This is a genomic window from Streptomyces sp. NRRL F-5126 (genome assembly GCF_000721265.1).
Taxonomy (GTDB): Bacteria; Actinomycetota; Actinomycetes; order Streptomycetales; family Streptomycetaceae; genus Streptomyces.
The window spans coordinates 610,130-631,733 of sequence record NZ_JOFZ01000004.1; the positions used below are offsets into that span (position 1 = coordinate 610,130).

The following is a 21,604-nucleotide window of genomic DNA, read 5'->3' on the forward strand; positions in this document are numbered from 1 at the left end:
CGTCAATTCCTCCCGCGCGCCCACGGGGCCCCTTCCTTCTTCGCCGGATCGGGCACCAGCGACCAGACCGCGGCGCCGGCGTATCCGCGTCCCGCGCCGCCACCGCCGGCCGCGAACGGCCGGTGACCCGGGTGCGAACGCTGGAACCCGATCGTGTACGTCCGCAGGACCGAACCGTTGGCCGAGGTCACCGTGATGGTGCGGGTGGTGAAGCGGTGCGCGGACGACGTGAGCACGGAGCTGCCGTCCGTGACCTTCACCCGGGCGCCGGGCTCGGCAGCCACCGCGGAGACGGCCGGGATCCTCCGGTTGTTCGGCCAGTCGACCACGTACGTGGACACGTCCGGATCGAACCCGTCGATCGCGGTGCCTCCCACAGTGATGGCGCGGGCGTCGGCGACACTGGCCCTGGTGGCGTCGGCGAAGTTCGTCACCGTGACCGACCCGTCGGCGCCCACGGCCACGTGCGCCGCCATCGCGGCCGCCAGGTTGACCCGCTGCCAGCTCGCTCCACCGTCCGCCGTTGCGTCGAGCGGGTAACCCGAGTCCGTCGCGGTCTGCCGGATGATCTCGGTGCGCTGCTCGTCGGTGAGATCGGGGAAGGCCGTGACCAGCAGCGCCGCCGCGTCGGACGGCGCCTTGAGGGCCTGCCCCGCCTTTCCCACCTGAGGGAAGCCGTACGTCAGACGCCGCGTGTACAGATCGACGTCCTGGGCGGTGCTCAGGCCGTCGTACGAGTCGCCCTCGCAGGCCGTCAGCGTGTCGCCGTACCCCTCCTTCTCGCACTGCGCGAGCAGCACGTTCTCCATCTCCGTGTGTGCCTGCGTCAGCAGCTTGGCGAAGCCGGGGTCCGCCCACCGGTGTGCCACGGTGGCCTGCCCGGTGATGCGCCCGCCCATGACGTCGATCGGGTAGTGGAACCCGAGGATGATGCGGTTGTTCCCGTACTCCGAGGTGCGCGCGAGAATGGAAGGGGCCAGCTCCGGCAGGAGTGTGGCCATGATGGTTCCCGCTTCGTACCCGCTGTAGGTGTGGCCGCTCGGGTACGAACCACTGGTGGCGAGCGAGGCGTACGAGCCGTCCTGAGACTCGTAGACGGCGCCGCCGTCGCCGGCGAACCCGAGCCGCACGTACGGGCGCAGGTAGTCGTAGTGGTCCTTCGCCGCGTCGTGTGTGTCGAGGTTCTTCGTGACGCGGGAGAACAGCGCGCTGGTCTTCGGCAGATCACCGCCGTTCAGGGCGTCCTGGTAGATCTTGCCGAGCCGGGACCCGAGGCCGTCGGCCATCGTGACCGTGGCGCTGTGCGTGGCGTCCGTCTCTGCCCTGTCCACGTCCTTCTGCGTCGCCGCGTTGTTGATGCGCACGGCGATCTTGTCGTTCTCGGCGGTGAGCGGGGCGCCCACGGGCACCTTGGTGTTGGCGCCCAGGATGCCGGTGTGCAGGTCGTCGATGCCGCTGAGCAAGTCGTCGAAGTAGTCGGTCCCGTCACCGGTCGCCGGCCACGCGTCCGACGCGTACTTCGCGTTCAGCGTGTCGTCGGGGAACGGGGACGGCACGTACGAGGACGGGTCGGAGCCACCGGACGACGACGTCGCCACGGTGCCGGCGCCGTCCGAGGTCCCGGCCAGGGTGAGGGCGCTCACGGTCGCCGTGTGCGTCCTCGCCTTGCCGGTGGTGGTCAGCAGTGCCGTGTCCGCCGTGGCGGGGACGTGTGCGGTGGTTCCGTCGTCGAGGGCAACGGTGTACCCGATGACGGGGAACCCGCCGTCGCCGCCCGCCCGCCAGTCCACCCTGACCTGCTTGCCGTCGGTGATCACGCCCGTCACGTCCGGCCTCTGCGGCCTGGCGCCGCCGGTCACCACGGGCGCCGTGGCGGCGGTCGGGCTCGACGCGCCGACGCCGTTCACCGCCTGGACGCGCGCTGTGTACGACCTGCCGGCCGGAAGACCGGTGAACGTCGTGCTCCGGCTGCCGGGATCGGCGATCCCGACCCGGTGGCCGTCGTCGAGGGCGACCCTGTACCCGGTGACGGCGGAGCCTCCGGTGTCACCGGGCGCCGACCAGGCGACAGTCAGGCTCGCACCTGACGCGGTCGCCGACACGGCACCGGGCGCGGCGGGCACCGCCTTGGGCTTCGTGGTGAGGGCGGACATCGCATGGTCGAGGGACTCGTACCGCGCGGTGAGGTCCTCGTCCGTCGCCGAGTCGTCCGCGACGGCCGCCTTCGCCGACGCGAGCGCCCCGGTGAACGCCTTCCACGAGGCGTCCGTGTAGCGGGCGTCGTCGAGGGCCGAAGCCGTCGCGACCAGGTCCTCGAGCTTCAGCCTCGGAAGGGGCACCAGCTGGCCGGCGGCGAGGGTGAGGCTGCGGGTCCGGGTGTCGACCTCGAGCTGGGTCGCGTCGTCGGCATCGGCGAGGGCACGTGCGGCGGCGAGTTCGCGCTGGTACACACCGAAGTCGATCGTGTCGTACCGCGCCTTGTCGCCGGAGAGTCCCTCGTACTGGGCGATCGCCTTCCGCAGGGCCGTCTTGTCCGTGGCGGGGGGCGCCACGACGTGACTGAAGGTGATACGGCCGAGGTTCGCGACGTACGGGTGCGAGGCGTCCGCGTTCGTCGTCAGCCGCAGGTGGACGCTGTGCGTGCCCGTGATCGCCTTGGGCAGTGTCAGGCTCGTCGTGCCCCCGGACGACCACGCGCTTCCCGTCACCGGCAGCGGGACCGTCGCATCGGGCGACCCGGGGTCGGCCGGGTCGAAGGAGTCCAGGTAGATCTGGACGGCGGAACCGGTGCCGCAGCGGGCCGAGTTGTTGACGTAGGTGAGTGTGACGGTGTTCTTCGGCGCGTCGCCGAAGCCGATGTCCCCGTAGTCGAGCCAGGCCCCGTCGTACGTCCCGCCGAGGTCGGTGGCGGAACCCGCGTCGCTCCAGCCGGCCGGCTCGCTCTTGAGCCCACCGCCGCTGTTCGAGCGGAAAGCCGTGGCATCGAACACCGTCGGAGTGTCGGCGCTCTTCGTCAGCTTCAGCGAGTAGACGTTGCCCACGTAGGGCTGGGAGGACGTCTGGGTGGACGAGACGAAGTCCGCGTACACGTCCTGGACGCCGGCGAAGACACCGCTGTCGAGGTGCACCGTCGCGGTGGCGACGGTTCCCCAGCCCGAACCGGTGTAGTCGAGCGGGATGTCGACGCTCTTCGGGCCGTCCTTCGAGCCGAGGTGCAGTTCGATGTGCGAGTCCGACGCCGCGCGCGACTGCGGCTTGTCATAGCTGACGGTCACGGTGTCGGCGCCGTCGCCGAGGTCGGTGCCGTGCCACTCGGCCCAGGCGCCGTTCGTCACGTTCTCGAAGATGCCGTTCGACAGGTTGAGCGGGAGCGAACCGCCCCCGGTGGCCGCGGCGTTCGCCGCGGTCAGCGTGGCGAGCGTGGTCGTGGGGGAGGAGGAGACCTCGTTCGGCGAGAACTGGTACCAGTCGAAGTTCGACACCCACTGCTGACCGGTGGGGGCGTGGAAGACGAAGGTGGCACCCGAAGCGTCCAGCAGGGCCTGCGGATCGGTGACGGCCGCCTGCACGGTGGCGTAGTACTGCCAGCCTCCGGTGCCGGGCAGCGAGACGGTCGCGACCACGGGGCCGTCGGCGTCGCCCGCGTGAACGTCGACACTGCTCGGCTTCGCCGTCGCCGCTTGCGAGTTGGCGTAACGGACCGAGATGCTGTGCGGGGCCACGCCGCCGAAGTCCAGCTTGGCGAACCGCTCCCACGCCCCCTCCGTGACGCCGCCGAGGTCGCCGTCCGACTGGTAGGCCTCATGGACGAGGCTGGGGCCGTGCTCCTGGTCGGGGCTTTCCGCCTGCAGGACGGCGTAGCCGCCCTCGGCGATCGTGAGCGCGTCGATGGCCGACCGCAGTGCGTCGTGCGCGGCCATGATCGTCCCGGTCGCGGAGCCGCTGTCCGCGAGGACGGTCCGCCCGCGCTCCAGCGCCGACCGGAACAGGCTGTACGAGCCGTCGGAGTAGTTGCCGCTGCGCACAAGGGACGCCTGGTCGACGAGCGACTTGAGATCCCCCCGCTGTGCGGCGGCCGCGGAGATGACGAGTGGATCGGTCACCGATATGCCGGTGCCGTGCACCGAGGAGGCCGGCACTCCGTGGGCGAAGGCCCTGTCGCTGAACGTGATGCCGAACCGGGCGTCGACCTTCGTGGTGCCGGTGAGCGACAGCGTCGCCGTGCGCGAGCCGGTGACGCGGATATCGGCGGTGACGCCGTCCGGGAGCCCGGTCACGGCAGCCGCGCCGGTCTTGGTGAGGCTGGTCCTCTTGTGCGCGGCGAACCTCGCCCGTCCGGACAGGGCGAGCTTGACACTGCCGTGGACGGCGCCGTCCGCGGCGGCGTCGACGGTCGCGGGACGGGCGGAGAGTATGGTGCCGCCCCTGCCGGGCCCGGTGCCGCTGCCTCCCGTGTCACCCCCGTCCGTGTTCAGCGAGTACGCGGGCTTCGTGTGAACGCCCCACCTGGACGGCTTGGAGCCCATGGTGAACTTCAGCGTCCCGCCGGAGATGATCTGCGAGTAGTCCAGCCACGTGTTCGTGAACCGCGAGCCGTTGAGCGTCGCGCTCTGCACGTAGTAGTCGTCAGCCGACACGCCGTCGGCCTTCACCGTGAACTTCGTGCCGTTCGCGTACGTGATCGTCGTGGAGTCGAAGAACGGGCTGCCGATCTGGAACTGGCTGGATCCTGCCGTGACAGGGAACAGTCCAAGGGCGGCCGCCACGAACATCGTCGACATGGTGCCGGCGTCGTTGTCCATCGTGGGCAGGAAGCCGTGCGGTGAGAGCTTGTAGACCCGCGTCTTCACCGGCGGGGTGAACTCACCGTGGCCGCTGGGGGCCTCGTTCGTGGAACCGGTCGCGATGTAGCGGTTCCAGGTCGTGCCGGTGTAGATGGCGCGCACCCACTTCTGCGTCAGGCTCGGCTCGCCGACGTAGTTGAAGAGGTAGGGCGCCTGCAGGTCGATCTCGTTGGCGTTGGAGTGCAGCATGGTGGAGCCGTCGTCGGCGCCCGAGTCCTCGCCGAACATGTGCTCGACAGCGGCTCTGCCGGCCTTCTCGCCGCCCATGGCCTGCACGAGGCCGCCCATGTCGTACGCGTCGTACCAGTTGTACTGCCACAGCGTGCCCTGGTAGAGGCCCGCCGCCTCGAACTGCTCGTAGTCGGCGCTCTGCCAGTCGCCGCCCGCGGCGCGCGGGGTGAGCACACCGACCTTGGTGCCGTTCGGCGCTGTCCAGGCGCCGGCCTTGACGAGATTGTCGATGGCCATCGTCGACTGGCTGCGCAGCTTCTTCGCGTCCGCGTCCTTGCCGAGCGCGCCGGCGATGACGGACAGCGCCCACTGATCGTAGCCGCGCTGGACGGTCGTACCGGGGTCACCCGCGACATATCCTTGCCGCAGCTGCGTACCCGTGTAGTAGCCGACGTACGACTTCAGCGCCGGGTAGGCCTCGTCGAGCCGGTCGAACTTCTTGTAGCCCTTGGACAGCGCGTCGGCGATCACCACGGCCGAGCGCTCCCAGCGCACGGTCGGCACCGAGTGGGTGAGGCTGCCGAGGCTCTTGCCAGCGGTGTGGGCGTCGGCGAAGAGGATGACGGCCGACTGCACCATGTCCCGGTAGGTGGCCGGGTCGATGTACGCCTCGACGGAGTACTTGCGGAAGTCGTCCCAGGTGGACCAGCCGTCGTAGTACGTGAAGCCGTTCGCCTTGTGCACCGCCCCGTCCACGCCCCGGTACGTTCCGCTGGTGCTGGTGGCGTTCACCGGCAGGCCGTACATGCGGTACAGATGCGTGTAGAACTCCTTGGTGAGCGTCGAGCCGGGGTCGGACTTCGCGGAGGACTTCACGGCGACGGCGCCGAGCGTGCGGTTCCAGTCGGCCTTCGTCTGTGCGCGCGCCTCGTCGAAGGTGAGGTTGCCGACCTCGCTGTGCTGATCCTTCACGGCCTGCTCGGCGCTGATCGGCGACAGCGTGACACGCAGTTCGATGTCGTCCCCGCCGGTCTTGCCGAAGCCGAGGACGGCGCCGGTGTCCCTGCCGTCCTGCGCGGCGGCGTCGCTCAGCCTGCCGTCGTCGCCCCAACTGCGCAGGGAGGTGACGGGGGCGTTGGTGGTGGCGGCGTAGTACAGCCGGTACGAGGCGCCGTTGAACGACCCCGCGACGAGCCCGGTGATCGACGTGGTTCCGTCGGGGAGCGTCGTCGCCTTCATGGTCGAGCGGGTGCGGCTGGTGTAGTTGTTCGCGAGGTCGAGGACGAGCTCGGGATCCGACCCGGCGGGGAAGCTGTACCGTTCGAGGGCCGTACGCGTCGTCGCCGTCATCTCGGCGTCGATGGTCCCCGAAGCCGGCTTCACCGACGATCCGGAGCCGGCCAGAGCCCCCAGGCCCACCTGGTAGTAGCCGGGCGTCGCGGTCTCGTCGTCGTGGCTGTACGAGTGCGCGTAACTGCCGGTCGCGGGGCGGCTGTCGTACCGCACGGATGTCGGCACGACCAGCAGGTCCCCGCCGCCCCCCGAGCCGCCGACACCGTCGAGGTCCGTGGCGGTGAACCCGGCGATGTGGTCCTCGTCGTAGTCGTACCCGGAGTGGTTGCGGCCCGGCGTGGTCATCGGGTTGACCTTGGCCAGACTGTGCGGCGCCTCGGCGCCCGGCAGGTCGTTGCCGTCGTCACCGGCTGTCGACACGAACGGGTCGACGAGCTTCGTCCAGTCGGTGCCGCCGGAAGCCCCCGCAGACCCCGACGCCGCGGCCGCGACGGGCGCCGCCACGGCGGTGCCGCCCCCTGCCAGCACGGCGAGGCCGAGCGCCCCCGCCAGGAGAGCGGCGACGAGTGCGCGCAGTGATCGGCGGCGCCGGCGGGTGGGTCTCGCGAAAAACGGACGTGGGAAGGGGGCTTGGGGTCTTGTGGGCACGGCACCTCTCCAGCGTTCGCGGTACACGCACGCGTTCCGGCCCGCCGGAAGGACAACGTTGTCAACGATGCAAGATCCGGAACGCACGCACTCGGGGACGACGGTAGCGGACACGGCCTGAATTGCACACAGTACGGCCACAACTGACCGGCCGGCAGGCATGCCCAGGCAGCCTCGGCCGTGACCGTCACCCGCCGATTCCCTACGCGCGGCGTGCGATGGTGATGATCTCCTCGCTCGTGGAGGTGACGGGCCCACGTCCCCAGTCCCCGTATCTGGCCTCGACCGTGAAGCCGGCCTCGGCGAGGAACGCGTCGAGGCCGGCGGCGTCCAGGAAGCGCAGGCTCGCGCGGTCGACGCGGACTACGGCCCCGCCGGGCTCCGCGGTCGTTCCCGTGAACGTGACGACATCTTCACGGACGGCCTCCACCTGATGCCAGACCCGCAGCGTCCGGCCGGCCGCGTCGACGACGTCCGATGCGTTCGACGGATTCCAGGCCTCCCAGGCCCGTGCCTGTGGGTGACGGGTCTCGAAGGCGAATCTGCCGCCGGCGCGCAATGCCGCGCGGATCGCGGCGAGCGATGAACGTATGTCGTCGTCGGCGATCAGGAACTGGAACGCGTGGCCGGTCATGATCGCGAGCTCGAACTCGGTGTCCCAGCCCATCGACGCCGCCACCCCGTTGACCCATTCGACATCCGCGCGGCGCCGCGCACGCGCGAGGGCGGCGCAGTCCGGATCGAGGCCGGCGAGGCGTCCATGATGCCCGTGCGCGCGCGCCCAGTGCAGCATCGCCCCTGTGCCGCAACCGACGTCGAGGACCGACTCGGCGTCTGTCAGCAAACCGGCATAGAACGCGTCTCCTGGCCAACGGTCAGGGTCCCACGGATCGAGCAGGTCATAGAGCGCGGCGGCGTCGGAGTCCGAGTACACCGCGCCAGTGTCCACAACCTCGTGACGGCCGCCAAGCGGATTTCGGCGGAGCCCTTCGGCCGGTCTTCATGGCCTGCCGCGCCTGGTGAGCGGCAACCAGGCGGCCCTCTTTCCACGCTGGGTGCCATGACCTTCCCTCCAGAACGCACCACGTACTACTGGCACACCCGGACCAGGATCCCGGCGTAGCCGACGGCTCGACGAAGCGGGCCCTGACACTACGAGGACGGTGGCGGCCGTCTCGGTCGAACGGACCGCGACGGGAAAGGGGCCCGCGCCCCTCACCACAGCCTCCGCTCCGGTCCGCACCTCGGCGCCCTCGACGAGTGAAAGAGACGACACGATGCATCTCGTGACCTACCTGGACTTCCAGCACACCAGTGCAGCCACCTCGCGCAGCGGCCTCATGGTCATCTCCGGGGCCGCACCGCCGACGCCGACCTCCACTGGGCCAGGGCGTGCGTCGCCCGCCAGTGCTCCGCCCACTCCGCGTCGCTCGACCCCGTCCTGGCGCACCTCGAATCGCCGGACGAGCCCGTGCCCGAGCGCTTCCACGCCCAAGGCGTCCGCCGCGCACACGCATGAAGGCAGCCGCGCCGCGGACCCTGTTCGTATCAACCTGACGGGCCGGACCGCACGGCGCCGGTATGGTTCACGACGCCCACTGAAAGCGAGCACGCGCCATGTCCACACGTGTTCCGCGCAGCGGCGTCCCCTCGCTGCGAAGCAGGGCCGAAGCCTGCCCGCCGTGGCAGGTGGGAGGTGTGCCGTCCGCGTACACGACGCGCCACCACGGCACGTCGTCGCCGAGCAGACCCATGGCCCGCCCCGCCTGGCGTGCACCGACACCGGCCTGTCGGCCGACGTCGCCGTAAGAGGCCACGGCACCCGCGGGTATCGCGCAGACCGCATCCCGGACGTCGTCGACGTAGCTCATGGAACAACTCCCGAAAGCGCGGCCAATGACCTAGGCCTTCGCGAGGGCACCCCCCTTGTGCATCGCGATGTGGTCGGTCTTGTCGCTCTTGATCTCGTACTGCGGATCGTCCGGTGAGCAGTGGCGCGTGTAGCCCTTGAACGTCACATCGTGCGTGTGCTTCTTCACGATGACGCCTTCCACGTGACCGGCCTCGGAATTCCAGCGCACGTGGTCACCCGCGGAAAACTCCTTCGCCATTCCGGTTCCTCCGTTCTGCTTCCTCAAGCGGCGGCGGGCATCGGGCCGCCCCATGAACGATCCGGGTACCCGGCAACGCGGACGCCGTAACGACCGCCGCCCCGGACTGCGACCCGGCCGGGGCGCCTGTCAGGGTTCCTTGACAGGCGTCACCCTGTCAGGGCACCCTGACACGCATGGGAGCTGAGGACACACCGGCCTCGCTGGCCGGGCAAGTCACCAACAAGGATCCGGCTGTGGGCCTGCAGGCAGTCGTCGCACTGCGCCGTCTTCTGGAAGAACTCGAGCGCGTCCACGTCGACAACGCCCGCGGCCAGGGCTGGTCGTGGCAGAGCATCGCCACGGCGCTGAACGTCAGCAGGCAGTCGGTCCACGAGAAGCACGCAAGCAGGCGCAAAGCCACGGGCAAGGAGGACTAGGGGTGTTCGAGTATTTCACCGACCGCGCGAGGCGCGCCGTGGTGCTGTCCCAGGACGAGGCGATCGCACTGGGACATGACTTCATCGGCACGGAGCACATCCTGCTCGGCCTCATCGGCACCGAGCGGAGCACCGCCGGAGACGTATTGCGGGAGCACGGCGTCGAGTTGACGCGGGCCAGGCAGGAGACCGTGCGGGTCCTGGAGGCTGCCGGCGTCGCAGCCTGCGGCGGCCGACCCGCGAAGGAAGCACTGTCGGCCATCGGTATCGACGTGGACGAGATTCAGCGGCGGGCCGATGCCGCATTCGGCCTCGGCGCCTTCCAGTACCCCAGGCCTGCCTACACGCCGGACGCCAAGAAAGCCCTCGAACACACCCTGCGGGAGGCACGAGCACTGGGCCGCGAGACGTTCGGCACGGAACATGTGCTGCTCGGCCTGCTGGCAGCAGGGGAAGGCCGCGGCCTGGAAGTGCTGGCGGCACTGGGGAAGGACCCTGCCGCCCTGCGCGAGGCGGTACTCGCGCGGGCCGCGGTCAAGGACTCGTAGCCGACGCGCTTGACTCCGGGGTCGGCGTGATCTCGACGAAGGGAATGTGATCGCGGCCGATGGCGTAGTAGTCCTCGGTGCTGCCGTCGGTCTCTATGCCGCAGACAGCCATGAGGCGGCGGGCGGTCCGCGGGTGGAGGGGCGCGTACTCGGCCATGGCGCGTCCGGATTCCTCGGGCGTCATGGGCCGGGCGACGGCCTTGGTGCGGTGTCGTCCGACCTGGATCGTGACGTGCGGTGTGTGCTGGATGTTGCGGTACCACTGCGAGGTGGGCCCGAAGCCGGAGGCCAGGTGGTAGGCGCCGGTCCCCGGGACGCGGCCGGTGATCTCCACGACGACCTGGCGGGGCAGCCCACTGCTGCGGCCGGTGTGCGTCAGCAACATGAGGCGGCTGCCCGTGACAGCGCCCAGGTGCCAGCGGTACAGGTGGATCGGGGCACGCGCGATCAGGCGGCGCCAGCCGGTCGGTGACGGGGTGGCTCTTACCTTGCGCGGCATCACGGCCCCTTCTGCGCCTGGAGTGTGTTCTCGCGATGACGCTCCGGCAGCGCATGCCGCTGAACGCCCATCGCCACCAAAGACGGCCCACCCATCCTTGCACAAGGCAAGAGAACCGGGCGGAGTTTCAGCGAACGGGCGGCTCGGCGCCGGCGAGGCGTGCCGACAGCCGGTGTGCGGCGCCGACGACCGCCTCCGCGGTCCCCAGCACTGCCTGTGGCGGTAGCCGGAAGACCGGCGCGGACACGTTCATCGCGGCAACCACGCGGCCGCGGTGGTCGTACACCGGCGCCGCAACCGCGATGAGCCCCGGTTCCATCTCCTCGATGGCCAGCGCGTACCCGTGTTCGCGTTCCCGGCGCAGCCGCTCCAGCACGGCCGCCACCTCGCGAGGAGCCGCGTTGGTGCCGGGCATCAGTGCCTCGCCCTCGGTGGCCAGGAGCGCCGCCACCTCCTCGTCCGGCCGATCGAACAGCAGGGCCCGGCCGGCAGAGGTGCAGTTCAAAGGCGAGGTGCGGCCGATCCACTCGTGCGCCTGGAGCGTGCGCGAGGTGCGCTCGGTCAGCACGGTCACCACGCCGTGCCCGGACAGCACCGTCAGATAGGCCGGCTCGCCGACCCGGTGCACCAGCTCACGCAGCACCGCCGGGGCCTCACGGTGCAGCCTGCTCTCACCGGCCGACGAGGCCAGTGCCAGCAACTGGGGGCCGATGCGGTAGTGCAGGCTGCTCGGATCCCGCTCGGCGAACCCCTCCTGCGCCAGGACTTTCAACGTCCGTGACACCTGGGACTTCTCCCTGCCCACCGCCTGGGCCACGTCCTGGACGCCCATCGGACGCCGGCCGAGGGCACGCAGGATGTCCAGTGCCCGGTGCACGCTGCTGAGGCTCTCGCTACCCATGCGACCACCCTGCCCCACGCGTGCGTATACAGCAACTCACGATGTACCCTGCGCACCCATCCGCCTATCGTCGTGCCGCATGTGCGGTATAGCAGCGATCCACAGCTTTGACGGAAACATCGGCACCGTGTGCGCCACAGCGGACGCGGAGGGCATGCTCGCCCGGCTGGCCCACCGCGGACCCGACGACAAAGGGACACGCACCCTCGGCGAGCACAGCTGGCTGGGTCACCGCAGGCTGTCCATCGTCGACCTGGACGGCGGGCACCAGCCCCTTGGCGAAGCGGCCGACGGCGACTGGTCCCTCGTGTGCAACGGCGAGATCTACAACCACCAGGAACTGCGCGGCCAACTGCCCGCCGGCGCGTTCGGCTCCTGCTGCGACTGTGCGGCCGCCCTCGCGCTGCTGCGCACCGAAGGCGCCGACGGCCTGCGCCGGCTCCGGGGGATGTGGGCGTTGTGTGCGGCCACGCGCGACGGCCGCTTCGTCGCCGCCCGCGACCCGGTCGGCATCAAGCCCTTGTACTGGGCGCGCACGGACACCGCCGTGTACTTCGCCTCCGAGCTGCGCGCCTTCCCCGTCGGTGTGCAGGGGCGCGCCGAGGCCTTCCCGCCCGGCTACCGGTGGACTCCGGAGGGGGGTCTGCGCCGTTTCGCCGACGCGATCCCCGCACCCTCGCCGTCACAAAACTGGAACGGCGCATCGCGGCAGGACGTCGAGAAGGCCACCTTCGACTGCGTCGCGGACTCGGTTCGGCGGCATCTGATGGCGGACGTAGAGGTCGGCGTGTTTCTCTCCGGCGGCCTCGACTCCGGCATCGTCGCCGCCGTCGCCGCGAAGGAGTATGCCCGTCAGGGGCGCCGGCTTCAGACCTTCGCGGTGGGAACACCGGACTCGCCGGACCTGCTGGCCGCACGGGAGACTGCCGCGTTCCTCGGCACCGAGCACCGAGAGGCGCTGCTGGACGCCCGCGCGGCGCACGAGGCCCTCGGCGAGGTGGTCGCCTGCGTGGAGTCCTTCGACGCCAGCCTCATCCGCAGCGCGGTGCCCAACTGGTTTCTGTCCGCGCTCGCCGCACAGCACGTCAAGTCGGTGCTCACCGGCGAGGGCGCGGACGAGCTGTTCGCCGGCTACGGCTACTACCACCGGCAGCACGCCGCCCCCGAGGACCTGGACGCGGAACTGCGCCGGACCATCACATCGCTGCACGGCCTCAACCTGCAACGCTGCGACCGAGTCACCATGGCCCACGGCCTGGAGGCCCGCGTGCCCTTCCTCGACCGCGAGGTCATCGGCCACGCGATGTCGCTGCCCGCCGACATGAAGACCCTGGAGGAGGACGGCATGGAGAAGGGCCACTTGCGCCGCGCCTTCGCGGGTTGGTTGCCGCACCACCTGCTGTGGCGGCGCAAGGAGCAGTTCGGCACGGGCAGCGGAGCACAGAGCGTGCTGAGCAAGATCTGGGACAGCCGCATCACCCAGCACGAGTACGCCGCGGCGCTTGCCCAGAAGGGTGTGCCGCAGCTGCGCAGCAAGGAGGAACTCGGCTACTACCGCGCCTTTCGCGCCGCGCTGCCGGGCGTGCGCCCCGCCGCTGTCCTCACCCGCTTCGCGACGGGGTGAGCCGCTGTGGTCCGGAGTTGCGCCCAGGCAGGTGGTGTAAGGGTTCGACCCGGCAGCACTGCCGCACTCGCCCCCACGTCATGAACGGGCATGGGGCATCCGGGCATCCCCATCGCCCGCAACCTGCGGAGCCGGGCCCCGAAACCAGCCCAGCCCTGGGTGGTAACCCCGGCCGCACCGCCGTCCTGGCCGAGCAGAACGATGAGTGGAGCGAGTGTGGAAGGCAGTGTGAACGTAGACACGTGACCGCAGGAGGTGCGTCGCCGTGTTCCGTCCCGACCGTCGAGATCTTGGCTGCTGCTTCGTCTCGGGTGGTTCGGCGGTGGGGGCCTGAAGGGCACGTCCACGTTCATGAGTCCCACGAGTACGACCCCGGTGAGGAGAGCGCAATCTCGTCCGGGCCCGCAGAGATGGTCAGCGGGGCCGGGGCCGGCGCGGCGGGCGTGATGGCGGGCGCTGCCGCCGTCCATGTCCCGCACGGCTTCTTCGGCTGCGCCGGCGGTTGCGAACTGCCCATGGCCTAGGGGTCGCCGCCATCGGTCTCGGCCTTGCAGGATCTGGGCGGCTCTCTTTGGATCATGTGTGCGGCTACCGCCTGGACCGCACCTGGATCGTGCTCTTCAAACCGCTGGGCGAACCACAGATCGAGAAGACCGTGGAGCTGTACGACCCCGGTTACAGCGCCCGGCCGCTACGGCGCTTCATCTCCCACGACGTCGGCGCGGCGGTCAGGAGTCGGGTCCAAGTACACCCGTTTGATGGCCGGCAGCAAGGTTCGCAGCCGCTCTTCGGCCTCCTCACAGGCCAGTTCGACCTGGTGGGCTGTCGAGACATTGCGAAAGTCGACCTTCGCGGCGACGAGGACTTCGTTCGGCCCCTGCATCAGGGTGGTCAGTTTCAGTACGCCTTTGACCTCGTCAACGGCCATCAACTCCTCGCGGACCGCGTCCCTCATCTGCTGCGGCAAGGCGCGGCCGATGAGGAGATCGGCGTTGGATCGGCCCAATACCCAGGCCACGAAGACGAGCAGCAGCCCGATGAGGACCGAGGCGATGCCGTCCCAGACGCCGGACCCGCTCAACTGCCCGCCCAGAACGCCCAGCGCAGCCAGCACCAGCCCGACAAGGGCCGCCCCGTCCTCCATGAAGACCGCTTTGACCGCGGTGTCGGGCGTGTGGCGCAGGTAGTGCAGGAACGGCATCCGGGAATGCCGGGCCTCGCCCGAGCTCTGCTTGAGCGCGGTCCGGAACGACCAGCCCTCCAGGAGGAACGCCGCACCGAGCACGATGTAGGAGACCAACGCCTTGGTAGGGCTCTCGCTGTGCACCAGCGCCCGGGTCCCATCGTAGACGGCGAACACACCGCCTCCCACGAATGTGGCCACCGACGCCAGCAGCGCCCAGACGTACCGTGCTGGGCCGTAGCCGAGCGGGTGCTCCTCGTCCGCCGGTTTCCTGCTGCGTTTCAGCGCGGTCAGCAACAGCAGCTCGGTGACCGTGTCGGCAAGCGAATGCGCAGCCTCGGAGATCATGGCACTGGATCCACTGAGGATACCGGCGGCCGCCTTGGCCAGGGCGATCCCGAAATTGGCGGATGCGGCAACGATGACGGTGAAGGTGGACTCACCGCCAGGCGAAGTACCTCTTCGAACCGGCCCCGGTCCCGAATAAGGACGAGGTGGCTCCGCTTCCCGCTGCGCGCCCATGACGCTGAGTATGCCTTCTCGCCCGGTAACGCGCCCGAAGCGACCCGCCGTCACGGGCCTGCCTTCACCGCGACACCTGCGGCATAGAATCCGATCGGCCCACAGCAGTACGGCACAAGATGACCGGTGGGACCGCATGCGGAGCCCCTACGGTGCCACCGGCACCCGCGCCGACCAGGGCTGTCATCATGAAGTCCGCCGCCACGGCCCCTCCCAGTCTTCAACCGGCGTCACTGGCAGACCGCGTCGGGCCCGTTCGCACCGGACAGCTTCCAGCGCCCGATGCCCCGTTCCTGCTCCTCGATACTCACGGATTCCCACGCCGCTCAAAGCACAGGTCCATGCGTTGGGCACGCAGCCGGCCGGCGGCAAACCGCTTCGACATGAGGCTTCACGGGCCTTGGTGGGACGAGTCACCGCGCTGCCGGCCTTCCTCGCCGCGGTGGTAGAAGAAGGCGCTGAAGATGCCGGCCAGGGTGGTGACCACAGTGATCGCGTAGATGTCGATGACGACGGAGATCGCTTTCCCCGCACCGGTGAGCGGGTTGGTCAGCGAGGACGAGAGCGTCGACATCTGTGCTGTCGTCCAAAACAGCGCATCGCCGAAGTCGTGCACGCCGGTCATCGGCGCATGCCGCTCGGCGTAGTAGATGCCCACGCTTGCGGCCACGTCGACGATCACTGTGAGCAGGAAGGCCTTGACGAGTCTGTCGCGCAAGCTCGCGTGGGTCGGGCTCGCCGCGCGAAGAACGTCCCAGACGTCCTGCGCCAGCGACCTGAGAATACGGTGCACCATCACCGGGCCACTTTCACACTCTCTCCAGGGGCGATGTCGAGGATGCGGCCTGGCCTGCAGGCCGACTGACGCGGTCCACCGGCACGCGGCGGGCCTGCCGGCTTCCTGACGGGCCCGCCGCGTCCCGCGTCGAGGGACGTGTCAGGTGGCGACGAGCAGCGTCTGCGGCGCGGCCGCCTTCATGCGCATGCGCAGCCAGTCGAGTTGGGCCGTGGTCTGTTCGGCGCAACGCAGGCCGACCGCGAGCAGGTCGCGGTCACGAGCGGCCTGGCTCGCCTGGCCGATGAGCGACCAGGTGATGTCGACGAGATTGACGAGCTGGTAGAGGTCCTGCAGATCCCGTAGGAGACCGGCCGGCCCGGAGCGCACCGAGGTCATCCCCTGCGCGTGCAGACGTTCGGGAACCGGCTCGTCAGGCGCCGGGCACCGGGCCAGGATCGGGCCCAGCGCCTCGGCGTGGGCCGCACACTGCTGGGCGAAGGTGCCAGTGGTCCAGTGCACGTCGGCCTCGCCGGTGTGGCCGTAGGAGACCACCCCGAAACTGCCGCCGAGAGCACGCTCACTCTCCTGCTGGAATGCCAGGTAGGTCACGAGATGCATGGCAGGCTCCTCACTCATGGACCAGGTCGTTCATCGGGTGGATCGGCGCGGACGCCGTCGTGGTGGGAGCCGGTGCGGGGCCGTCACCGGCAGCGATCCGCTCGACCGCGACCGCCGCGACCTTGAGCTCGGGCTGCTTGGACACCGGGTCCCAGCCGTTGAGGGTCAACTCGTTCGCAGCGGTGATGTGGTCACCCTAGTGCCATGGAGCGAAGACGACGCCCTCGCGGATATGGCAGATCCGGGCGGGAGCTTCGATCGTGCCGCGCCGTGAGGTGACCCGCACGATGTCACCCTCGTCCACACCCAGCCGCTGCGCGTCGGACTGGGACAGCTCGACCCACATCGCGGGGGCGGCATCGTTGAGCTGCCGGGCGCGCATCGTCTTCGTGCGGGTGTGCCAGTGGTAGACGGTGCGGCCAGTGGTCAACCGCAGCGGGTACGCCTCGTCGGGCTCCTCGAAGGGGTGCTCGTAGGGCACGGTCTTCAGCAGGGCGCGGCCGTCGATGCGGCGTGCCCGGTAGGCGGTCTCACCGACGGGCGCCCCGGTGGACAGGTTGTGCCCGTAGGTCTCGCAGGTCTCTACGGCGGTGTTGAACACCCCCTCGGTGTAGAGCCGTTCGGTGCCCTGTGGTGCGTCGTCCGTGCAGGGCCACTGGATGCCGCCGATGTCGTGGAGCTTCTTGTAGGTCAGGCCCGAGTAGTCGCAGGGCCTCCCGGCGCTGGCGGCCTTCCAGGCCTCGAAGGCTCCTTCGGGTGTGTCCCAGGCCGGCAGCGGGCGGCCGTCCTTGTCGGTGAAGCCCATGCGGCGGGCGTAGTCGGTGAAGATCTCCTGGTCGCCGCGGGCCTGTCCGGGCGGCTCGACGGCTTTCTCCTGCAGGTGGACCGTGCGGTCGACGTTGGTGAAGGTGCCGGTCTTCTCCGCCCACAGCGCCGCCGGCAGTACCACGTCGGCCAGTTCAGCGGTCTCGCTGCGGTATCCGTCGGAGACGACGACGAAGCACTGCTCGCCCGACAGGATGCGGCGGATGCGGGCCAGGTCGGGCATGGAGACCGCCGGGTTGGTGCCCGCGATCCACATGAAGGAGATCGAGCCCTCCTCGGCGAACCGGAAGATGGCGTTGGCGTCGGTGGGGGCGGCCCAGTGCGGGATCACCATCGGGTCGACGTTCCACAGCTCGGCCAGCTCGCGCACGTGCTCGGGGTTGTCCCAGTTGCGGAAGCCCGGCAGAGCGGGCCCGCAGCCGGCCTCACGGTTGTTCTCGGCCGAGGGCTGGCCGTTCATCTGCAGGATGCCGGCACCGGGGCGGCCCAGCATGCCGCGCAGCAGGTGGAGGTTGTTGACCTGGCAGGAGGCGGCGGTGGCCTGATGGGACTGGTAGAAGCCCATCGAGCAGGTGGAGACGACCCGCTTGCTGGTGCCGAAGATCTCCGCTGCCGCCCGGATGTCGCCGGCGGGCACGTCGCAGATGCCGGCGGCCCACTGCGGTGTCGTCTCCCGCGTGAGGCGCTGCAGCTCCTCGAAACCCGCGGTGTGCGCGTCGATGTAGGGGTGGTCCAGCCAGTCGTTCGCGATCAGCTCGTGCACCAGGGCGTTCATCAGGGCAAGGTTGGTGCCGTTGCGGATCGGCAGATGCACGGTGGCCCGTTCGGCGACCTTGGTGCGACGCGGGTCCACGCACACCAGCCGCGGTGGATCGGCGGCCTCGAGACGGTCCAGCATCCGCGTCCACAGCACGCTCTGAGTCTCGGCGACGTTGTGCCCGAACAGGAACAGCGCGTCGCATCCGTCGACGTCGGCGTAGGACCCGGGCTGGCCGTCGGAGCCGAACGATTCCTGGAACGCGGCGGCCGCGGTGGCCGTGCACAGGCGGGTGTTACCGTCCATGTGCGGGGTTCCGATGCCTGCCTTGCCGATCGTGGCCAGGCTGAAGTACTCCTCGATCGTCAGCTGGCCCGAGGTGAAGAACGCGTGGCTCAGCGGGCCCTTGGCATCCAGCAGCGACCGGGAACGCTCCACCACGCGCCCCATGGCGGTCTCCCAGTCGGTCTCCACCAGCCGGCCGTTGTCGCGGATCAGCGGGGTGGTCAGCCGGTCGTGCTGCTGGCCCTGCCACCCGTACAGCCCCTTCGGCCCGAGCCGGCCGTGGTTGATCCGGTCCTCGGCCCGGCCGCGGACCCCGACCATCCGGCCGTCCTTGACCGCGACCTCCAGCCCGCATCCGTTGGAGCACAGCAGGCACGCCCCGCGCACCCACTTCTCCACGTCGGCTTCACCGATCCCGTCGGCCAGGTGCTGGTCCACTCGCTGCGGCCAGGGAGTATCCGCGATATACGGGGTACGAGGCCCCCAGATGTCCGTGATGCGATCGTTGCCCATGTACCGGCGTCCTTTCTGTAGCCGCTGCTGATCGTGGGTGACTTCTCGTGCGTGAGCGCCAGGGCCGCCGGCGGTGCCCAGCGGTCGGCGAGTGGTCCGTGGCTTTACGTAGGCGCTCCTTGCCGCCGGGGGAGTGCAAACGATCTGCCCATGGCGGCGGCTACGGCTACCCATGCGGCGAAGCCGATCCACACCTCGACCCGGGCGATGTCGGTCATGAAGCCGAGTCCGGCCGCCCGCCCGAAGTCGGCGCTCGCGGCCGCGTACATCCCCAGGGGGAAGACCATGCTCCAGAACGTGGGGTGGTAGCCCACCGTCTCGCCCCGCAGGTGGCGCCATACCCCGAAGGCCAGCAGGAGGGGGATCCACCAGGTGCCGAAGGCCCACAGCAGGTACGCGAGACCGGAGATCACGTATCCGGTCACCGCCAGGACGGGCAGGCGTGCGGGCAGCGCCAGGATCGCGGCTGCGGCGAGCACGCTGATGGCCGTGGCCCCCATATAGACCCAGTACGTGGGGCTGAGGGTATGGGGGCTGACGGGGGCATCGAGGAGACGCACGGTCACCAGGCCGACCAGCATCAGGTACAGCACCACTCCGATGCCCCAGAACGCCACGGCCAACGGGGCCAGAGCAGCTGTCAGATCGGGTATGCCCGCGGCGACGACGGCGGTCGCCCCGGCCAGCGACTGAGTGCCCACCACCCACATGAACCAACTGCCATTGGTTCGGGAAAGTACCGCCTCATCACGGTGGCCCATCACCATGGAGCCCGGAACGAAGAGGGTGACCGTGATCCACACCGGGACGGTCGCTGCGGCGATCACCGCCGTGGCGAGCACATGGCCGTCGAGAGCGAGCCGCATGCCCACCACGTTGGGACCGGCCACGAGCGTGAAGTATCCGAAGCCCCGGCCGGGATCGAGGGCATCGGCCAGCACGCGCCCCGGAAGGGCCACCGAACGCCAGACGTAGCCCGCCAGCAACAGGGCGAACGCGATGAAGGCCAGCACCAGGAAGATGTCCGACAGCACGTGCCAACCGAACAGATGAAAGCCCGTGGAGACGATCCCGGTGGCCATGAGCAGTGCTCCGTAGCCCGGATGCAGGTCGGCGACCACCTGAGGGACGTGGCGGCTCATCGTCTCATCAGCACGACGCTACGAACAGGCATGCGCGGGCGTGCGCCGCAGCCGGGGAACCGACACCCAAACCGCCGGCCGAACCGAACGGGTTCACAGTCCTCGGTCTCGCATGGGCCGACGCTCATAGGTCTGCTCTCCCGTTGGTCGGCGTGAAGGGCGATCAGGGTGAGTGGGTGCGCTGCCGACCCCTGACGGGAGTCGGCGCGCTGAAGATCCGCTGAGACACCGGCGGCACTTTATCCTGACTTAGGTATTAAGCCACTTATTGCCGGTATCCGCCCGGCGACATCATCGAAGCCGTCGTGGCACGCGAGGTGGCCGAGGAGGCCCTGCGTCAACCGGCGGAACTGCACCGCCCGATCGGGTGAGGTCAGCCTGTACCCGATCGACATAATGCTTGCGGACACCGCCACGGCTGCCGCAAGCTCGGTCGCAGTGGCTGGTGGTGTTGGGGTGGGTGGTGTTGGGGGTTGTGGGTGTGTTCTCGGGTTGGGGTGGGTGTGTGGTGGTTGTGTGTGGGTGGGGGTTGGTTGTTGGTGCATGGTCATGCTGCCGTTGACTGCGGCTGTGGTTCCGGTCGTGAAGGTGTTGTGTTTGCTTGTGTAGAAGGTGATTGCGTGGGTGACGTCGTTGGGGTGTGTGAGTCGGCCTAGGGAGTGAGGGTGTTGTGTACCAGTACGTCGACGCTACCCCAGGCCGTGTGGATCTGATCGATCATGTTCGTGACGGCTGTGGTCTCCCGTACGTCGGCCTGTAGTGCCATCCCCTGGCCGCCCTCTGCCTCGATGGCGGTGACGATCTCTTGTGCGGCGGTGGTGCTCCGGAGGTAGTTGACCACGACACGCATTCCTTGCTGGGCCAGGAGGCGTGCGGTGGCGGCGCTGATCCCGCTGCTTGCCCCGGTCACCAGCGCGATCCTGCTGTCCGCCTCGGTCACCGGCCGGTCTCCTGCTCGTCGTCGCGGGCATGCTCTTGGAGGCGTTCGTCGTCGTCGCTTCGGTGTGCTGGGCGGATCACCCCGTAGAGCACTGTGTCGACGGTCGCCCGCAGCAGATCGGCCGCGGTCCAGTCGAGGTCGTAGGGCAGTCGCGAGCTGAGCAACCGTTCCAAGGCGCCGCGGAGGATCTCGCTCAGCAGTTCGGGTGGCGCCAGCAGCACTCCGCGCCGGTGCCCGTCGCGGAAGAGTTCATCGAGCCTGCGGTAGACCACCGCGTCCACGCGTTGCTCCACGTACTGGCGCATCATCGCCTCGCCCCTGCCGGAGGCCAGTTGGGCCGCACCGATCCGCGCGAGTTCGCTGCCCGCCGCGATGACGAATCGCTGGACGCGCATGCCGAGTGGTTGCTCTTGTGTGTTCTCGGTTGTCACCGGGGCGTGCTGCATCGTGGGGAATTGTCGGTCCAGGACTGTGACGGGCTGGCTGTGCTTGTCCGGGAATTGGTGGTAGATCGTTTTCTTGCTCGTACCGAGGTCGCGCGCGGGTTCGTCCATGCTGACGTGATCGAAACCTGAGGCGAGGAAGAGCCGGCCGGTCGTTTCCGTGTTCACGTCGGCGCGCCCGCTGGATAGCTGAGAAGCGAATTAAGTTTCTATGGTTTCTATGGTTGCTTCTTGCGTGTTGTCGAGTCAGGGCGCAGGCGGATTCTGAAGTCGTTGAGATGGTGGGGCCCGCCCTTGTGGTGCAGGGGGGGTTGTCGCGGTGCACGGGGTCGGGGCTCCGGTCGGTTGTTGGGTGAGGAGGTGGTCCGCTTCTTTCGTGGATCTTGATGCCCGGCGGGCTGGTGGTATTCGGGTGTCGGGAGGGTTGGTGTCCTTGTCGCTGGGCGGTGCTGCACCGGTATCTGAAGGCGGCCCGGGGGCGAGGTGCCCTCGCTGGCGTCGTTGCACGGGGTGGTGCGCCGGGACCTTCAGGCCGGCACG

General features: G+C 69.4%; 15 protein-coding genes and 2 pseudogenes. 4 read left to right on the top strand and 13 right to left on the bottom strand.

The window, feature by feature from the left end:
• Nucleotides 1–2 precede the first annotated feature (2 nt).
• From IH48_RS0111195 to IH48_RS0111215, 4 genes are all read right to left on the bottom strand, one after another.
• The gene (locus IH48_RS0111195; RefSeq protein WP_037841666.1) at nt 3–6,956 is read right to left on the bottom strand and encodes a glycoside hydrolase domain-containing protein; all 6,954 of its coding nucleotides are present in this window, start codon (nt 6,954–6,956) and stop codon (nt 3–5) included.
• A 202-nt stretch (nt 6,957–7,158) separates the two neighbouring features.
• On the bottom strand, nt 7,159–7,890 hold the full coding sequence (locus IH48_RS0111200) for a methyltransferase domain-containing protein (RefSeq protein WP_030902434.1): 732 nt from the start codon (nt 7,888–7,890) through the stop codon (nt 7,159–7,161).
• Between the two features lie 652 nt (nt 7,891–8,542).
• A complete protein-coding gene (locus IH48_RS0111210) occupies nt 8,543–8,827 on the bottom strand; it encodes an MGMT family protein (RefSeq protein ID WP_030902437.1) in 285 nt (94 codons plus the stop codon).
• Nucleotides 8,828–8,857: 30 nt separating this feature from the next.
• Complete coding sequence (locus IH48_RS0111215; RefSeq protein WP_030902440.1) at nt 8,858–9,067, bottom strand: DUF2945 domain-containing protein; 210 nt, start codon at nt 9,065–9,067, stop codon at nt 8,858–8,860.
• Between the two features lie 176 nt (nt 9,068–9,243).
• Between IH48_RS0111215 and IH48_RS0111220 the strand changes: the two genes are divergently transcribed.
• From IH48_RS0111220 to IH48_RS0111225, 3 genes and pseudogenes are all read left to right on the top strand, one after another.
• On the top strand, nt 9,244–9,486 hold the full coding sequence (locus IH48_RS0111220) for a hypothetical protein (protein WP_030902442.1): 243 nt from the start codon (nt 9,244–9,246) through the stop codon (nt 9,484–9,486).
• A 2-nt stretch (nt 9,487–9,488) separates the two neighbouring features.
• Nucleotides 9,489–9,629, top strand: a pseudogene (locus IH48_RS37615) (Clp protease N-terminal domain-containing protein); the annotation flags it as partial.
• Nucleotides 9,630–9,677: 48 nt separating this feature from the next.
• Nucleotides 9,678–10,034, top strand: coding sequence for a Clp protease N-terminal domain-containing protein (locus IH48_RS0111225; protein WP_420705471.1), 357 nt, complete (start codon nt 9,678–9,680; stop codon nt 10,032–10,034).
• On the opposite strand, the gene IH48_RS0111230 is transcribed toward IH48_RS0111225, so the two are convergent.
• Together IH48_RS0111230 and IH48_RS0111235 are read right to left on the bottom strand one after the other, a co-directional pair.
• Nucleotides 10,021–10,533 carry a nitroreductase family deazaflavin-dependent oxidoreductase gene (locus tag IH48_RS0111230; RefSeq protein WP_030902445.1) on the bottom strand — a complete coding sequence of 171 codons (513 nt, stop codon included), beginning with the start codon at nt 10,531–10,533 and terminating at the stop codon, nt 10,021–10,023. The genes IH48_RS0111225 and IH48_RS0111230 overlap by 14 nt on opposite strands.
• A gap of 127 nt (nt 10,534–10,660) precedes the next feature.
• Nucleotides 10,661–11,434: an IclR family transcriptional regulator gene (locus IH48_RS0111235; RefSeq protein WP_030902446.1), complete on the bottom strand. Its 774-nt coding sequence runs from the start codon at nt 11,432–11,434 to the stop codon at nt 10,661–10,663.
• Between the two features lie 79 nt (nt 11,435–11,513).
• On the opposite strand from IH48_RS0111235, the gene asnB reads away from it, so the two are divergent.
• A complete protein-coding gene (gene asnB / locus IH48_RS0111240) occupies nt 11,514–13,058 on the top strand; it encodes an asparagine synthase (glutamine-hydrolyzing) (RefSeq protein ID WP_078849617.1) in 1,545 nt (514 codons plus the stop codon).
• A 691-nt stretch (nt 13,059–13,749) separates the two neighbouring features.
• On the opposite strand, the gene IH48_RS0111250 is transcribed toward asnB, so the two are convergent.
• The 7 genes and pseudogenes from IH48_RS0111250 to IH48_RS0111280 all read right to left on the bottom strand — a co-directional run bounded on the left by IH48_RS0111250 (nt 13,750) and on the right by IH48_RS0111280 (nt 21,232).
• Nucleotides 13,750–14,763 (bottom strand): cation diffusion facilitator family transporter, encoded by a 1,014-nt coding sequence (locus IH48_RS0111250; RefSeq protein ID WP_037841670.1) that lies wholly within the window; start codon nt 14,761–14,763, stop codon nt 13,750–13,752.
• Between the two features lie 391 nt (nt 14,764–15,154).
• Nucleotides 15,155–15,562 carry a hypothetical protein gene (locus tag IH48_RS0111255; protein ID WP_030902449.1) on the bottom strand — a complete coding sequence of 136 codons (408 nt, stop codon included), beginning with the start codon at nt 15,560–15,562 and terminating at the stop codon, nt 15,155–15,157.
• Nucleotides 15,563–15,700: 138 nt separating this feature from the next.
• Nucleotides 15,701–16,159 (bottom strand): hypothetical protein, encoded by a 459-nt coding sequence (locus IH48_RS0111260; RefSeq protein WP_030902450.1) that lies wholly within the window; start codon nt 16,157–16,159, stop codon nt 15,701–15,703.
• Between the two features lie 10 nt (nt 16,160–16,169).
• Nucleotides 16,170–18,539 (bottom strand): annotated as a pseudogene (locus IH48_RS33170) (molybdopterin oxidoreductase family protein).
• Between the two features lie 104 nt (nt 18,540–18,643).
• The gene (locus IH48_RS0111270) at nt 18,644–19,681 is read right to left on the bottom strand and encodes a tellurite resistance/C4-dicarboxylate transporter family protein (protein WP_030902452.1); all 1,038 of its coding nucleotides are present in this window, start codon (nt 19,679–19,681) and stop codon (nt 18,644–18,646) included.
• A 652-nt stretch (nt 19,682–20,333) separates the two neighbouring features.
• A complete protein-coding gene (locus tag IH48_RS36975; RefSeq protein ID WP_030902454.1) occupies nt 20,334–20,621 on the bottom strand; it encodes an SDR family NAD(P)-dependent oxidoreductase in 288 nt (95 codons plus the stop codon).
• The gene (locus IH48_RS0111280; RefSeq protein ID WP_051839546.1) at nt 20,618–21,232 is read right to left on the bottom strand and encodes a TetR/AcrR family transcriptional regulator; all 615 of its coding nucleotides are present in this window, start codon (nt 21,230–21,232) and stop codon (nt 20,618–20,620) included. Before IH48_RS0111280 ends, IH48_RS36975 begins: the two co-directional genes overlap by 4 nt.
• Nucleotides 21,233–21,604: the final 372 nt, after the last annotated feature.